Origin of the sequence: Glutamicibacter sp., from assembly GCF_050701915.1 — a bacterium.
GTDB lineage: Bacteria > Actinomycetota > Actinomycetes > Actinomycetales > Micrococcaceae > Glutamicibacter.
Genome location: NZ_JBOGEG010000001.1, coordinates 47,290 through 61,994, shown reverse-complemented (window position 1 = coordinate 61,994; position 14,705 = coordinate 47,290). Strand labels below are relative to the sequence as shown.

Sequence of the window (14,705 nt, the reverse complement as noted above, 5' to 3'; positions counted from 1 at the left end):
GGTACCACGTCACAGAGCTTAAAACCGTTCGCCACGGTTAGAGTGGAGCCATGACAGATCTTTGGGTACGCCGTGCCATTTCCCTGCTCGACGCTGACGCGAACCGCAGCGCCGACACCCACCTGCATCGCTTCGAACTTCCCAGCCACTGGGGGATCGAGCTCTACTTGAAGGACGAGTCGGTGCACCCCACCGGTTCGCTCAAGCACCGGCTGGCGCGCTCGCTGATTCTCTACGGGCTGGTCAACGGGAAGATCGCCGAGGGCACCACGCTGGTGGAGGCTTCCAGCGGGTCCACGGCCGTTTCCGAAGCGTACTTCGCGCGGATGCTGGGGCTGGACTTCATCGCGGTGGTGCCCAAGTCCACCAGCGGCGAGAAGATCGAGCTGATCGAGTTCTACGGCGGCCGCTGCCACCTGGTGGACGCGGCCGGCCAGGTCGATGAGGCGGCCCGCTCGCTGGCGGCCGAAACCGGCGGCTACTACCTGGACCAGTTCACCTATGCCGAGCGGGCCACGGACTGGCGCGGGAACAATAATATTGCCGAGTCGGTGTACGCGCAGATGGCTGCCGAAGCCCATCCGATCCCCAGCTGGATCGTGGTCGGCGCCGGGACCGGCGGCACCAGCGCCACCTTCGGCCGCTATGCGCGCTACAAGCGGCACGAGACCAGGATCTGCGTGGGCGATCCGGAAGGCTCCTCCTTCTACGAGGGATGGCGCACCGGGGACATGGGCTACGCGACGGGCCAGGGATCGCGCATCGAGGGGATCGGCCGGCCCAGCGTGGAACCGAGCTTCGTGCCCGGGGTGATCGACCAGATGGTGCAGGTGCCCGATGCGGCCTCGCTGGCAGCGATGCATTTCCTGCGTGCCAAGACCCGCTACTTTGCCGGCGGCTCCACCGGAACCAACCTCTACGCGGCCTTCGGGATCATCGCGCAGATGCTCGAGCGCGGCGAGCAGGGTTCGGTGGTGACGCTGATCTGCGACTCCGGCGAGCGCTACGCGAACACCTACTACAACCCGCAGTGGGTGGCTGCCCAGGGTCTGGACCTGGCGCCCTATGCCGCGCAGCTGGAGCGCTTCTTCCAGACCGGGGCCTGGAGCTAGCTGCTGCGCAGGGCGGGCATGAGCCCGGCCTTCTTCTTGCGCTGATGCACCGAGAAGTAGCCCAAGCCCGCTTCGCCGGCCACGAAGCGCCGCTGGGAGCGGGCGGGCAGGTAGATGATGTCTCCGATGGCCAGCTCGATGGATCCGCTGGCGGTGTGCAGCGCCCCGGAGCCGGCAAAGACGTGCAGCACCACGTCAAGCTCCGGGCCCTGGTGCTCCCCGATTTCCCCGGCCGGGGCCAGCGAGATCACGTTGGCGTCGAGGTCGCGCTGCTCGGGTTCCAGCTTCCAGATCGCTCCGTTGGTTTCTCCGGCGGCCAGTTCGGTGGTGTTGGCCATGCGGCGGGGTTCGGGCATTGTCTCTCCTTGGGATGCAACGGGTCTCCAGCCTATCGAATGAGGGGCTATGCTCCGTGCGTTGCCCAAGGCGGTTGCCCCGCCGGCGCAGCAGGACGCGTGTAGACTTTGGGGCATGTCGAGTCCCGAGTCAGACAGGTACGGGGTTGCCGGTCACGCCGCCAGCCCCTTGAACCACTAGTTCCACGCCGATATCCGATGCGTGCGCGCATCGGGCGTCCCCGGGGTGCTGGCCGTGATGGCAAGAAGAAACCATTTCTTGATCTCACACCTCGGAGTACTCGATGCCTTTTGCCCTCTACCTTCTTGCCCTGGCGGTCTTCGTCATGGGCACCTCGGAATTCATGCTCGCCGGACTGCTCCCGGCAATCGCCGCCGATCTTGGCATATCGCTGGGCACTGCGGGAATGCTGACCTCCGCATACGCGGTCGGCATGGCCCTCGGGGCGCCACTAATGGCGGCATTCGCCCGCCGCTGGCCGCCGCGTCCCACCTTGGTGCTCTGCCTTCTCGCGTTCGCCGCAAGCCACGCCATCGCGGCTTTGGCGCCAGCGTTCCCGGTCCTGCTCCTTACCCGGGTGCTCAGCGCCCTGGCCAACGCCGGTTTCCTTGCCGTAGCCCTCGGCGCGGCCACCACCCTGGCGCCAGCGAACCAGAAGGGGCGCGCGCTATCGATCCTGCTCTCGGGCACGACGATAGCAACCGTCGCGGGCGTCCCCGCCGGCGCCCTTCTCGGCACGGCCTCGGGATGGCGATCCACGTTCTGGGCGATCGCCATCCTGTGCATTCCCGCGGTATGCGGCGTTATCGGGGGCATCGCGAAGGATTCTGGCCAGGGCGCAGCGAGTGTGTCCCCGCCAAGGCTCGGAGCCGAACTGAGCCAATTGGCAGCTCCTCGGCTCTTCCTGGCCATGGCACTGGGCGCGCTGGTCAACGCAGGAACCTTTGCGGCGTTCACCTTCCTTGCGCCGCTGGTGACCGGGACCGCCGGCCTGGCCGAAGGGTGGGTTCCTCTGGCCCTGGTAATGTTCGGCATCGGTTCGTTCCTTGGCGTCACGGCCGCAGGGCGGCTGTCAGATCAGCGGCCGGGCCTCGTGCTCGCAGCCGGTGCGCCGCTGCTACTGGCAGGCTGGATCGCATTGGCCTGGGCCGCCTCGCATCCCATTGCGCTTATCGCCTTGCTCCTCGTCCAGGGCTTCTTGTCGTTCGGCGTCGGGAGCACCCTGATCACGCTTGTGCTGTACGCGGCCTCGGGCGCGCCGACGATGGGCGGTTCGTACGCCACCGCGGCATTGAACATCGGAGCCGCGGCGGGGCCTTTGCTTGGTGCGTTCGGGCTCGCGACCGGGTTGGGGTTGCTCGCGCCGGTCTGGGTCGCCGCGGCGCTGACAGCGATTGCTCTGGCTATTATGCTCCTGGCCTGGCGCACGCTCGCGAAGACCGCGCTGGATGCCAGCCGGTGACCCATCCGAACGCGCTCCTGCCTGCTCGCAGTCGCCGGCGCTCGGCGTGCGCGAGTGCCGGCTACGGCTAGCGGGCCGGGATCGCCGCAAAGCTGTGCAAGCTTTGCCCGCGAGCGGAAAAGGACCGGCCGCTACCGGGATGATGACGAACTCGGGATGCAGGATTTCCCCATTGCGCCGCAGCGGTTCCCAGGAACGACGCCTAAGCAAGCCAAGAAGAACATCAACTTGCTTTGGCGACATCGGCTTCGGCAGCCCTTGCGGCGATGCGAGCGGCCTGGCCCGGATCATTGATTCATGTGGGTGCCTTGCGGTTCGGCATCCTGCCCGGCGGCAGCGGACATCGCTTTCAAGGGCCGGCAGCAAATCGGATGGAACAAGACCGGCACTCCCGGCGACGCCCGTCGCCATTGGGTTGGCTCCACTTCCACGGCCGGAACCACTGGGCAATTGGCCTGTTCCGTTCGACCTGCTCGGCAATGCCCCTGGGCATCGCACCTAGGAGCCGTCATCTGGGTGCGGGCGCGCAGAGTTCGCGCCTAGGATGAGGGCACCTGCCAAGGAGGAAAGATGTCCGATAACCCAGCCGCCGAGCATGCAGCTACCCAAGCCGATTTCGAGGTGAACCTGGCCTCCATCAGGGCGCGAATTGCCGCGGCGGAGGCCAAGGCGGGCCGGGTCGCGGGCAGCGTGCGGCTGCTGCCGGTGACCAAGACCGTCCCGGTCCAGCGGCTGCGCCTGGCCATTGCCGCCGGGGTTAGCTGGCTGGGGGAGAACAAGGTGCAAGAAGCATGGGAGAAATCCCAAGCGCTGGCGGATCTGCCGCAGCTGAAATATTCGGTGATCGGGCACCTGCAAACCAACAAGGCCAAGTACGTGGCACGCTTCGCCGATGAGTTCCAAGCCCTGGATAACTTGCGCCAGGCACAAGCCCTGGAACGCCGGCTGGAAATCGAGGACCGCACCCTTGAAGTCTTTATCCAGGTGAACACCTCTGGGGAGGAATCCAAGTTCGGAGTGGAACCGGGGCAGGCGCCGGCATTCCTCAAGCAGCTGCGGGGGTTTGAGCGGCTCCAGGTGAAGGGATTGATGACCTTGGCGGTGTTCAGCCCGGAACAGGAACCGGTACGCGACTGCTTCCGGCGACTGGTCGCCGTACGCGATGAGCTGCGCCAGTTGAATCTGGCCAGCGTGGAAGAGCTGTCCATGGGCATGAGCGGCGACTTTGAGCTGGCCATCGCCGAAGGGGCCACCGTGGTGAGAGTGGGCCAAGGAATTTTCGGTGCGCGGGCGTTGCCGGATTCGCACTATTGGCCTGGGTTCGCCGGATAGGCATCACAGGCGTTGGCAAACGGCGCTCACCTGTCCTGCACGCCACCTGCTGGTGTGCTTGGAAGAACTTGCGGTTGCGGCAAAAACCCATGACGCAAGGGGGTTTGGCGCAGTAGGGTGAGTAGCAGACCCACTGGAAAATTGTGTGCAGGAGGAATGTTTTGCCTACCGTAGCCGACCACCTGATTGAACAGCTCGACACCCAGGGAGTGCGCCGTATTTACGGCATCCCGGGGGATTCCCTGAACGGCTTGACCGATTCCCTGCGGGAGAACGGGCGGATCGAATGGGTCCACCACCGCCACGAGGAAGCTGCCGCCTTTGCCGCGGCGGCCGAAGCAGGAATCACCGGGGAACTGACCGTATGCGCCGGCTCGTGCGGCCCGGGGAACTTGCACCTGATCAATGGGCTGTACGACGCGAACCGCTCGCGCGTTCCGGTTCTGGCCATTGCCGCGCACATCCCTACCGGGGAGATCGGCTCCAACTACTTCCAGGAGACCCATCCGGTGGAGGTCTTCCGTGGCTGCTCGGTCTACGCCGAACAGGTATCGGACCCCAAGCAGTTGCCGCGAATGCTGCGCATTGCGATGCGCGAGGCCATCGAGAAGCGCGGTGTGGCCGTACTGGTGATCTCCGGCGATGTCGCGTTGGCCGAGATGGAACGCACGCCCACCCAGAAAATCACCAAGACCAATCCGCGGGTGCTGCCTAATGAAGAAGAGCTGGAGCGTGCGGCCCAGGTCCTCGCGGGCTCGCGCAAGGTCACCATCCTGGCAGGTGCTGGTGTGGCCGGAGCCCATGAGGAGGTCATCTCGCTGGCCGGGAAGCTCGGCGCGCCGATCGTGCACGCCATGCGCGGCAAGGAGCATATCGAGTACGGCAACCCGTTCGATGTGGGCATGACGGGCCTGCTGGGTTTCGCTTCGGGCGCCAAGGCGATCGCTGAATGCGAGGTGCTGCTGATGCTGGGCACCGACTTCCCCTACCAGCAGTTCTACCCGCAGGATGCGACGATCATCCAGGTGGATATCCGCGGAGAGCAGATCGGCAAGCGCACCCGGGTGGACATCCCTCTGGTGGGTACCGTGAAGGACACGGCCGCGGCACTGGATGCGGTGCTCCCGGTGCAGTCCCACCGCAAGCACCTGGAGACTGCGGTGGAGCACTACCGCAAGACCCGCACGAAGCTGGACGAACTTGCCACGCCATCCAAGCCGGGGGCGGCAATCCACCCGCAGTACCTGGCTCGGCTGATCGACCAGTACGCCGACGAAGATGCGATTTTCACCGCAGACGTTGGTTCCCCGGTGATCTGGGCCGCCCGTTACCTGACCATGACCGGCAAGCGCCGGGTGCTCGGCTCCTTCAACCACGGTTCTATGGCCAACGCGCTGTGCCATGCCCTGGGCGCCCAAGCAATTGACCGGCAGCGCCAGGTCATCGCCTTCGCTGGGGATGGCGGATTGGCGATGATGCTCGGCGAGCTGCTGACCGCTACGCAGAACAAGCTGCCGATCAAGATCGTGGTGTTCAACAACTCCTCGCTGAATTTCGTGGAACTGGAAATGAAGGCCGCCGGATTCGTCACCTACGCCACCGATCTGCAGAACCCCGACTTCGGGGCCGTGGCCACCGCCTCGGGGCTCAAAGGCTACCGGGTGGATGATTCCGCGCCGCTTGAAGCTACGGTGCAGGAGTTCCTGGCTCACGACGGTCCTGCGCTGCTGGATGTGGTGACCGACCGCCAGGAGATGTCGATGCCACCGGAAATCAAGTTGGAACAGGCCAAGGGGTTTGCGCTGTACGCCATACGGACCGTGCTCTCCGGGCGTGGCGATGAGCTGCTGGACCTGGCGAAAACCAACTGGCGGCAATTGTTCTAGTCCTTTTATGCCTATGCTTGTTGCTGGTGCCCTTGGCACCAGCAACACGTTTGTGACATCAAGAAAGTTGGCGCTTTGGCTTCGCAACCTGCCGCTACCCACGCGGCCACCATCGAGGATTTCACCCGCAATCTGGCTACGGTCAACCAGAAGATCGCCGCGGCGGCAACCGCTGCGGGCCGAGAAGCTGGCTCGGTTCGGCTGCTGCCGGTGACCAAAACCATCGACACCGATCGCCTGGCCCTAGCCATTGCGGCCGGTGTGGACACGCTGGGGGAGAACAAGGTCCAAGAGGCCCAGGGCAAGTACGAGCACTTCTGCGAGGAATTCCCGCACCTGCGTTATGCGATCATCGGTCCGCTGCAAACGAACAAGGCGAAGTTCGTGGCGAAGTTCGCTGATGAATTCCATGCCCTGGACTCGCTGAAACTGGCGCTGACCTTGCAACGCCGTTTGGAGACAGAAGATCGGACACTGGAGGTCTTCATCCAGGTCAATACCTCCGGCGAGGAAAGCAAATCCGGAATCGAAGCTGCTGAGGCAGCGGGCTTGCTTGGCGGCTTGGCGCCGCTGGATCGGTTGAAGCCGGTGGGCTTGATGACCATGGCCGCAAATACCAAGGACGAAGCATCCATCCGTGGCAGCTTCGCGTTGCTGCGCGAGACCCGTGACCAATTGCAGCAGAATGCTCCTGAAAGCTTCCAGCACCTATCCATGGGCATGAGCGGCGACTACGAGCTGGCCATCGCCGAGGGGGCCACCGTCGTGCGTGTAGGCCAGGGAATCTTCGGTGCTCGCAACTACCCCGCCTAAAGGGCGCCTGCGTTGCTTCTAAGCTTCGCCACCAGGGGCAGCTGATAATTCGTCGGCTGCCCCTGAGCTATGTTCTCCACAATCGGTCGTGGGGTACCCAAACTGTCCGGGGAATGGCTGACACTACCTGTAGTGGTGCACGCCGTGTACCCAGAACTAGATAAAGGGTGCAGAACACGCCGACGAACATCTCACAAGAAGAATTTTTAACCCACAAAGGACTTCTGCCAACCTGTGGACAAAGGACTCGAGTCCGCGAGAAATCGCGGTTTAAACGGGGGTTAATATCCACAGATCCTGTGGACGTCTTGGTGGATGAATGACATACTTGTAATACATCATGTTGTGGCCGCTTGACCGGCCAAACACAAGATGTAGTATTGAACCCGTTGGTGCGGCTCGCACCAGAAGCACCTCGAAACAGTGGTTTCGAGGCATCCGAGAGGATGGCTAGGAATTTCCCGAAAATCCGGGAACTTAGCCGAAACAAAGACTTTCCAAAGGGGATCAGGGACATGGCCATCACGGTTTACACGAAGCCTTCCTGCGTTCAGTGCAACGCTACTTACCGCGCGCTGGATAAGAAGGGTGTCGAGTACAACAAGGTAGACATCTCTCAGGATGCGGCAGCCTTGGAGCACGTTCGTGGCTTGGGCTACATGCAGGCGCCTGTCGTAATCACCGATGACGATCACTGGTCGGGCTTCCGCCCAGACAAGATCGAACTGCTGGCTCCAGCCAACTAATTCAGAACTCCATCCGCTAGCTTGTAGTGGAGGCGAAAAGCAATGTCACCTACAGCGCTTGCCGACAGGCAAAATGCTGAGGCCCAGGAACCGCTGGAATTCACCGATTCGAACCTGATTTACTTCTCATCAGTTTCGGAGAACACCAAGCGTTTCGTGGAGAAACTCGAGATGGACGCTGCGCGGATTCCGGTCTATGCGACCGAACCGCAGCTGATCTCAACCGCACCATACGTGCTGCTCATACCCACTTATGGAGGAGAGCGTGGCAAGCGCTCGATCATGCCGCAGATCATGAAGTTCCTGCGGCATGAAGTGAACCGGGCGAATCTTCGCGGCGTGATCGGTGCGGGGAATACAAACTTCGGCGAGTACTACTGCATTGCGGCAAAACGCATTGCCGAGAAATGCAACGTACCCGTGCTTTATACATTCGAAATTATGGGAACCTCAGAAGACGTTCTCAACGTCAAAGAAGGGCTTGAAACCTTTTGGACACCAGCGTCGCAGAACCGGCAGCAACGATGAAGAGCTCCAAGGAGCTTCCAGCCCAGTTCCAGGGCTTGAGCTACAACGACCTGAATGCCATGCTGAACCTTTATGGTCCAGATGGAAAGATTCAGTTTGAGGTGGACCGCTACGCGGCTCGCCAGTACTTCTTGGATCATGTGAACAACAACACCGTGTTCTTCCATGATCTCGATGAGAAGCTTGAATACTTGGTCAAGCACGAGTACTACGAGCGCGAAACCCTCGACCAGTACTCGATGAACTTCATCCGGGATCTGTTCAAGCACGCCTTCGGCAAGAAGTTCCGCTTCGAAACCTTCTTGGGTGCCTTCAAGTTCTACACGTCGTACACCCTGAAGACCTTCGACGGCAAGCGCTACCTGGAACGCTATGAAGATCGCGTCTGCATGGTTGCCCTGCACCTGGCACGTGGCGACGAGAAGCTGGCCATGCACCTGGTCGACGAGATCATCGAAGGCCGCTTCCAGCCTGCAACCCCGACCTTCCTGAATGCCGGCAAGGCGCAGCGTGGCGAACTCGTCTCCTGCTTCCTGCTGCGCATCGAAGACAACATGGAGTCGATTGCTCGCGCTGTCAACTCTTCGCTGCAGCTGTCCAAGCGCGGCGGCGGTGTGGCCCTGTCGCTGACCAACCTGCGTGAGCACGGTGCCCCGATCAAGCAGATCGAGAACCAGTCTTCCGGTGTCATCCCGGTGATGAAGCTTCTTGAAGATTCCTTCTCCTACGCAAACCAGCTCGGTGCGCGTCAGGGCGCCGGTGCCGTTTACCTGAACGCACACCACCCGGACATCTACCGCTTCTTGGATACCAAGCGCGAAAACGCTGATGAGAAGATCCGTATCAAGACCCTGTCCCTGGGTGTTGTTATTCCGGATGTCACCTTCGAGCTGGCTCGCAAGAACGAAGACATGTACCTGTTCAGCCCGTACGACGTTGAGCGCGTCTATGGCGTACCGTTCAGCGAGGTCTCCGTCACCGAGAAGTATTACGAGATGGTCGACGACGCGCGGATCAAGAAGACGAAGATCAGCGCCCGCGAATTCTTCCAGACTCTGGCCGAGATCCAGTTCGAGTCCGGTTACCCGTACATCATGTTCGAAGACACCGTGAACAAGGCAAACCCAATTGCCGGCCGCATCACCATGTCGAACCTGTGCTCGGAAATCCTCCAGGTTTCTTCGGCTTCGGAGTTCGCTGATGACTTGAGCTACAAGACCGTAGGCAAGGACATCTCCTGCAACCTCGGTTCGATGAACATCGCCAAGGCCATGGACGGCAAGGATCTGGCTACCTCGGTAGACATCGCCATCCGTGCACTGAGCGCCGTTTCGGACATGTCGTACATCGCTTCGGTTCCTTCGATTGCTGATGGCAACAGCAAGTCGCACGCCATCGGCCTGGGCCAGATGAACCTGCACGGCTTCCTTGCTCGTGAGCACATCTACTACGGCTCCGAAGAAGGCATCGACTTCACCAACATCTACTTCTACACGATCCTGTTCCATGCACTGACTGCATCGAACAAGATCGCTATGGAGCGCGGTGAGACCTTCGATAACTTCGAGAACTCGAAGTACGCCTCCGGTGAATTCTTCGACAAATACACCGAGCAGGAATGGGTTCCCGCTACCGAGCGCGTCCGCGAACTGTTCGAGGGCATGCAGATTCCTACCCAGGAAGACTGGACGGCGCTGAAGGCTTCGGTCATGGAGCACGGCATCTACAACCAGAACCTGCAGGCAGTTCCACCTACCGGTTCGATCTCGTACATCAACAACTCGACTTCCTCGATCCACCCGGTCGCAGCGAAGATCGAGATCCGCAAGGAAGGTAAGATCGGTCGCGTTTACTACCCGGCTCCTTACATGAACAACGAGAACATCGACTTCTACGAAGACGCTTACGAAATCGGCTACGAGAAGATCATTGACACCTACGCTGCTGCAACCCAGCACGTTGACCAGGGCTTGTCGCTGACCTTGTTCTTCAAGGACACCGTCACTACTCGTGACATCAACAAGGCCCAGATCTACGCATGGCGCAAGGGCATCAAGAGCCTGTACTACATCCGCCTGCGCCAGCTCGCGCTGGAAGGCACCGAGGTTGAAGGTTGCGTTTCCTGCGCACTGTAAGGCCTTGAGCCATTGACCGGCTTGCAGGCCAATGGCATCACGCAACAGCTGCCGCACGGTTCCGCCCTACGGCAGCTGTTGCATATCAAAACGACCTCAGATCGTGTCACCGATCTGACAACAACTTGGGGGCTTGCTGCACCGGCGCCGTTCGAAAGAACGGTAGAGTTGTAAGCAAAGTTCTTAACACGATTTAGCTTTTCGATGAGGGGCAATGACCGAGAAGATTCAGCTGACCAACAAGGTTGAAGCAATCAACTGGAACCGTATCCAGGACGAGAAGGACGTGGAGGTCTGGAACCGCCTCGTCAATAACTTCTGGCTTCCGGAGAAGGTGCCACTGTCCAACGACATCCAGTCGTGGGCCACCCTTACCGAAGACGAAAAGCTGCTGACCATGCGCGTCTTCACTGGCCTGACCTTGCTGGACACCTTGCAGGGTACCGTAGGCGCCGTCTCGCTGATCCCGGACGCGCTCACCCCGCATGAGGAAGCCGTGTACACCAACATCGCCTTCATGGAATCGGTGCACGCCAAGAGCTACTCCTCGATCTTCTCGACCCTGGCCTCGACCAAGGAAATCGATGAAGCATTCCGCTGGTCCACCGAGAACGTGAACCTGCAGAAGAAGGCTCAGATCATTGAGAGCTACTACCACGGCGAAGATCCGCTCAAGCGCAAGATCGCTTCGACCCTGCTCGAATCGTTCCTGTTCTACTCGGGCTTCTACCTGCCAATGCACTGGTCCTCGCACGCCAAGCTGACCAACACCGCTGACTTGATCCGCCTGATCATCCGTGACGAAGCTGTTCACGGCTACTACATTGGCTACAAGTTCCAGAAGGGTCTGGAAGGCGCCAGCGAAGAGCGCAAGCAGGAGCTGAAGGACTACACCTTCGAGCTGATGTACGAACTGTACGAAAACGAAGTCCAGTACACCCATGATCTCTACGATCCGGTAGGCCTGTCCGAGGACGTTAAGAAGTTCTTGCATTACAACGCCAACAAGGCCCTGATGAACCTGGGCTACGAGGCCATGTTCCCATCCACCGTGACCGACGTATCGCCAGCTATCTTGGCTGCATTGAGCCCGAACGCTGATGAGAACCACGACTTCTTCTCCGGTTCCGGTTCCTCATATGTCATCGGCAAGGCAGTGAATACCGAAGACGAAGACTGGGATTTCTAGAACCTAGCTTTTCTGGCAATGGCTCCACCTCGGTGGGGCCATTGCCATGAGCAGCGCCAGACTCAACGCACAGCGATAATTAGTAGATACTTGGACAGTACGAGTAGCTATAAAAGCGTGGGAGTCAATGTGCAGATCGAGTCCACTTCGAATGAACAAAGTTCATTGGATGACCAGCAGATTCAGCGGATTCGACGCAAGTCGATTTCTGTCCTCGCCGCAGGGCAGATTCTTGGCGGCCTGGGCAGTGGTGCGACCCTGACTTTGGGATCACTGCTGATTGTAGACATTTCCGGACTCGATGAACTGGCTGGCATGGCAGCAACCATGAATACCTTAGGCGCTGCCGTCATGGCACTTCCGCTGGCGATGCTCGCTCAGAAATTCGGCCGGCGCATCTCGCTATCAACAGGTGCCTTGCTGGCGGCCAGCGGCGTCGTCATCATCATTGCCGCAGCATTTCTTAAATACTGGCCGTTGCTGCTGCTCGGAATGCTGGTTCTGGGAACCGGCTCGGCAATGAACCTCCAATCTCGGTTCGCTGCTACGGACTTGTCCACCAAGGCCACTCGGGGCCGGGATCTTTCCGTCGTCGTGTGGTCGACAACGGTCGGTGCGGTCATTGGCCCTAACTTGTTCGAGCCTGGCGAAGAACTCGCACGGATTATCAGCCTTCCACCGTTTACCGGAGGCTTTCTCATTGCCATGTGCGCGCAATTGATTGGCGTTCTTGTTTACTGGTTGGGCTTACGTCCCGATCCTTTGCAGGTTGCACAGCATCGGGCAGCTGCCCACGCGCAAAGTGCGCAGCTTCGTCGCCGAGGCCGGAACATCTTAAAAAACACTCCCGCAGCCCGACGTGCGGTGCTCACAGTGGCTTTCACGCATCTCTACATGGTGTCCATGATGTCGATGACCCCCATTCATATGCAGCATCAAGGGGCAAGCTTAACGCTAATCGGCATCACGATTTCTATTCATGTCGCCGGGATGTACGCGCTGTCGCCAGTATTTGGCTGGCTCACGGATAAGGCAGGTCCGCGAACGATCATCTTTGCAGGACAGGCATTGCTGATTACCGCAAGTATCCTTGTGTGGAGCAATCCCGGGAACCACACCGTGACAACCTTTGCCTTGCTGAGCTTGGGACTCGGCTGGTCGGCGGCTACCGTTGCCGGAGCAACGATGATTACTGGGGCGGTCGGAATCGCGGAGCGTCCTCAGCTGCAAGGCACTTCCGATCTCTGCATGAATCTTGCTGGCGTGCTCGGCGGTCTCAGTGCTGGGCCAATCCTGGGAGCTGTCGGGTTCCAAGGGCTGGCCGTGGTGCTGTTGGTCTTCGCGATGCTCATGATCGCTGTGAATTTGAAGCCGAATAGCTCGGATGCTGTTCACGATTAGCCAAGAGTGCCAAGGTGGAAGCAGGCACTTCATGCGGAGGGAAGCATGCTCATGGCAGACGGAACGCGATGCATCATCGTTGGGGGAGGGCCGGCCGGAATGGTGGCCGGATTACTGCTTGCTCGCAGCGGTGTGCCAGTAACGGTTTTTGAAAAGCACGGCGATTTCCTCAGGGATTTTCGTGGAGACACCATCCACCCCTCGACATTGCAGTTGCTCGATGAAATCGGGCTGATGGGCGAATTCGAGAAGATCGATTTCAGCAAAGTTACGCAGGCAAGCATTCCCGCCAGTGACGGTTCGCTAGCTACCGTTCTTGACCTGTCGCGAATGCAGCATCCTTTTCCTTTCATAGCCATGGCGCCGCAGTGGGACTTTCTCAACCTGTTGGCTCGTGCAGGTGATGCTGAACCGAATTTCGAGCTGAAAATGAGCACTTCGGTAACTGACGTGGTTACCGAGGGGGATCGCGTAGTTGGCGTCAAATATGAAGACTCGGCAGGTAGCGGTGAAATGCGGGCCTTGCTCACCATCGCGGCAGACGGCAGATGGTCTCGTGTCAGAGAAGCAGCCGCAATCCAGATGCGAGATTTTTCTGTACCGATCGATGTGTGGTGGTTCAAGATTCCAAGCGTATTGGACCGAAAAAACGTGCTGACCCCTGCGTTCGCCAAGGATCGCTCTTTTGTACTGATTCCACGCAAGGGGTACGTGCAATCGGCCATGCTCTTGCCGAAGGGGCACGATGCCCAGCTGCGCGCTGAAGGTGTTCAGCCTTGGCGGCAATCAATTATTGAGGCCGCCCCCGAGCTTGAGGAGGGCGTCCAGAACTTGGCCTTGGATGATGCGAAGCTTTTGGATGTAAAGCTAAACCGTGCCAAACGGTGGTGGCGTCGAGGCTTGCTGTGCATCGGGGATTCGGCTCATGCCATGAGCCCCGTTGGGGGAATCGGCGTCAACCTAGCCGTGCAGGATGCTGTAGCTGCGGCACGGATCCTGGCACTGCCTCTTCGAGAAGGGACGATCTCTGATCATGATGTGGCTGCAGTCCAGCGCCGCCGAACCATTCCAACTGTTGCTACCCAGATGGTTCAGCGGATTATGCATCGGGGGCTATTCCGCGTCATGCAGACCAATGCCGAATTCCGGTTACCGGTGCTGGCAGCTGCAGCTTTCCGCTTGTTCCCGAAACTAACGACACTGCCGGCTCGACTGCTTGGCGTGGGGGTTCTTCGCGAACGTCCTCCGATCGAAGCCTGCCGCTAGGAACCGGTTAAAAGCAACAAAGGTGCAGTTCCGACCTTGCGGGGAACTACACCTTTGAAGAAAGTCTCTTAGCGAGCCTGAATGTTGGTAGCCTGTGGGCCCTTTGGACCAGCTTCCAGGGTGTACTCAACGGTCTGGCCCTCTTCGAGGCTACGGAAACCGAAGCTCTGGATTGCGCTGTAGTGTGCGAAGACGTCAGCCGATCCATCCGAAGGAGCGATGAAGCCGAAGCCCTTTTCAGCGTTGAACCATTTCACGGTGCCAGTGGCCATAGTGTTATATCCTTATTTATTGATTGGCCACGATGTGGCCTGGTTGCCGATCCGAAGTTCCGAATCGGAAAATTTAGGGGTTACCTCGCGCAGAGCTGCCGAGAACGATTCGCCTGCCGTCGATACGGAGAATCGAATACTGATTTTGCCGGTATCGGCCAAAACGGGGGTCGCTGCACTTGCTTAAACATCGTCGGTATCCAGGC

13 protein-coding genes are annotated in these 14,705 nt (G+C 59.9%); 11 read left to right on the top strand and 2 right to left on the bottom strand.

Features of this window, described 5'->3' with window-relative positions:
• The first annotated feature begins 50 nt into the window (after positions 1 to 50).
• Positions 51 to 1,112, top strand: coding sequence for a PLP-dependent cysteine synthase family protein (locus ACRDT3_RS00280; protein ID WP_431491052.1), 1,062 nt, complete (start codon positions 51 to 53; stop codon positions 1,110 to 1,112).
• Here the strand turns inward: ACRDT3_RS00280 and ACRDT3_RS00275 are convergent.
• Complete coding sequence (locus ACRDT3_RS00275; RefSeq protein ID WP_431491051.1) at positions 1,109 to 1,468, bottom strand: cupin domain-containing protein; 360 nt, start codon at positions 1,466 to 1,468, stop codon at positions 1,109 to 1,111. The genes ACRDT3_RS00280 and ACRDT3_RS00275 overlap by 4 nt on opposite strands.
• A 284-nt stretch (positions 1,469 to 1,752) precedes the next feature.
• Here ACRDT3_RS00275 and ACRDT3_RS00270 point away from each other — a divergent pair, with 284 nt between their 5' ends.
• From ACRDT3_RS00270 to ACRDT3_RS00225, 10 genes are all read left to right on the top strand, one after another.
• A complete protein-coding gene (locus ACRDT3_RS00270; protein ID WP_431491050.1) occupies positions 1,753 to 2,931 on the top strand; it encodes a Cmx/CmrA family chloramphenicol efflux MFS transporter in 1,179 nt (392 codons plus the stop codon).
• Positions 2,932 to 3,501: 570 nt separating this feature from the next.
• Positions 3,502 to 4,263 (top strand): YggS family pyridoxal phosphate-dependent enzyme, encoded by a 762-nt coding sequence (locus ACRDT3_RS00265; protein ID WP_431491049.1) that lies wholly within the window; start codon positions 3,502 to 3,504, stop codon positions 4,261 to 4,263.
• 161 nt (positions 4,264 to 4,424) lie between these two features.
• The gene (gene poxB / locus ACRDT3_RS00260; protein ID WP_431491048.1) at positions 4,425 to 6,149 is read left to right on the top strand and encodes a ubiquinone-dependent pyruvate dehydrogenase; all 1,725 of its coding nucleotides are present in this window, start codon (positions 4,425 to 4,427) and stop codon (positions 6,147 to 6,149) included.
• Between the two features lie 75 nt (positions 6,150 to 6,224).
• Complete coding sequence (locus ACRDT3_RS00255) at positions 6,225 to 6,962, top strand: YggS family pyridoxal phosphate-dependent enzyme (protein ID WP_431491047.1); 738 nt, start codon at positions 6,225 to 6,227, stop codon at positions 6,960 to 6,962.
• Between the two features lie 515 nt (positions 6,963 to 7,477).
• Entirely contained in the window at positions 7,478 to 7,708 is a 231-nt protein-coding gene (gene nrdH, locus ACRDT3_RS00250; protein WP_013349130.1) for a glutaredoxin-like protein NrdH, read from the top strand.
• 42 nt (positions 7,709 to 7,750) lie between these two features.
• Positions 7,751 to 8,236: a class Ib ribonucleoside-diphosphate reductase assembly flavoprotein NrdI gene (gene nrdI, locus ACRDT3_RS00245; RefSeq protein WP_431491046.1), complete on the top strand. Its 486-nt coding sequence runs from the start codon at positions 7,751 to 7,753 to the stop codon at positions 8,234 to 8,236.
• Positions 8,233 to 10,371, top strand: a complete 2,139-nt coding sequence (nrdE, locus tag ACRDT3_RS00240) for a class 1b ribonucleoside-diphosphate reductase subunit alpha (protein WP_431491045.1) — start codon at positions 8,233 to 8,235, stop codon at positions 10,369 to 10,371. Before nrdI ends, nrdE begins: the two co-directional genes overlap by 4 nt.
• A gap of 214 nt (positions 10,372 to 10,585) precedes the next feature.
• Entirely contained in the window at positions 10,586 to 11,560 is a 975-nt protein-coding gene (gene nrdF / locus ACRDT3_RS00235) for a class 1b ribonucleoside-diphosphate reductase subunit beta (RefSeq protein WP_431491044.1), read from the top strand.
• A 129-nt stretch (positions 11,561 to 11,689) separates the two neighbouring features.
• Complete coding sequence (locus tag ACRDT3_RS00230; RefSeq protein WP_431491043.1) at positions 11,690 to 12,961, top strand: MFS transporter; 1,272 nt, start codon at positions 11,690 to 11,692, stop codon at positions 12,959 to 12,961.
• Positions 12,962 to 13,012: 51 nt separating this feature from the next.
• Positions 13,013 to 14,227: an FAD-dependent oxidoreductase gene (locus tag ACRDT3_RS00225; protein WP_431491042.1), complete on the top strand. Its 1,215-nt coding sequence runs from the start codon at positions 13,013 to 13,015 to the stop codon at positions 14,225 to 14,227.
• A 68-nt stretch (positions 14,228 to 14,295) separates the two neighbouring features.
• On the opposite strand, the gene ACRDT3_RS00220 is transcribed toward ACRDT3_RS00225, so the two are convergent.
• Positions 14,296 to 14,499: a cold-shock protein gene (locus ACRDT3_RS00220; protein ID WP_013349123.1), complete on the bottom strand. Its 204-nt coding sequence runs from the start codon at positions 14,497 to 14,499 to the stop codon at positions 14,296 to 14,298.
• Positions 14,500 to 14,705: the final 206 nt, after the last annotated feature.

Bases quoted from the DNA above. Each gene is read 5' to 3' on its own strand.
- nrdF (WP_431491044.1), top strand. From the start codon at position 10,586: ATGACCGAGAAGATTCAGCTGACCAACAAGGTTGAAGCAATCAACTGG.
- nrdE (WP_431491045.1), top strand. From the start codon at position 8,233: ATGAAGAGCTCCAAGGAGCTTCCAGCCCAGTTCCAGGGCTTGAGCTAC.
- nrdH (WP_013349130.1), top strand. From the start codon at position 7,478: ATGGCCATCACGGTTTACACGAAGCCTTCCTGCGTTCAGTGCAACGCT.
- ACRDT3_RS00225 (WP_431491042.1), top strand. From the start codon at position 13,013: ATGGCAGACGGAACGCGATGCATCATCGTTGGGGGAGGGCCGGCCGGA.
- ACRDT3_RS00220 (WP_013349123.1), bottom strand. From the start codon at position 14,499: ATGGCCACTGGCACCGTGAAATGGTTCAACGCTGAAAAGGGCTTCGGC.
- ACRDT3_RS00275 (WP_431491051.1), bottom strand. From the start codon at position 1,468: ATGCCCGAACCCCGCCGCATGGCCAACACCACCGAACTGGCCGCCGGA.
- ACRDT3_RS00270 (WP_431491050.1), top strand. From the start codon at position 1,753: ATGCCTTTTGCCCTCTACCTTCTTGCCCTGGCGGTCTTCGTCATGGGC.
- ACRDT3_RS00280 (WP_431491052.1), top strand. From the start codon at position 51: ATGACAGATCTTTGGGTACGCCGTGCCATTTCCCTGCTCGACGCTGAC.
- nrdI (WP_431491046.1), top strand. From the start codon at position 7,751: ATGTCACCTACAGCGCTTGCCGACAGGCAAAATGCTGAGGCCCAGGAA.
- ACRDT3_RS00265 (WP_431491049.1), top strand. From the start codon at position 3,502: ATGTCCGATAACCCAGCCGCCGAGCATGCAGCTACCCAAGCCGATTTC.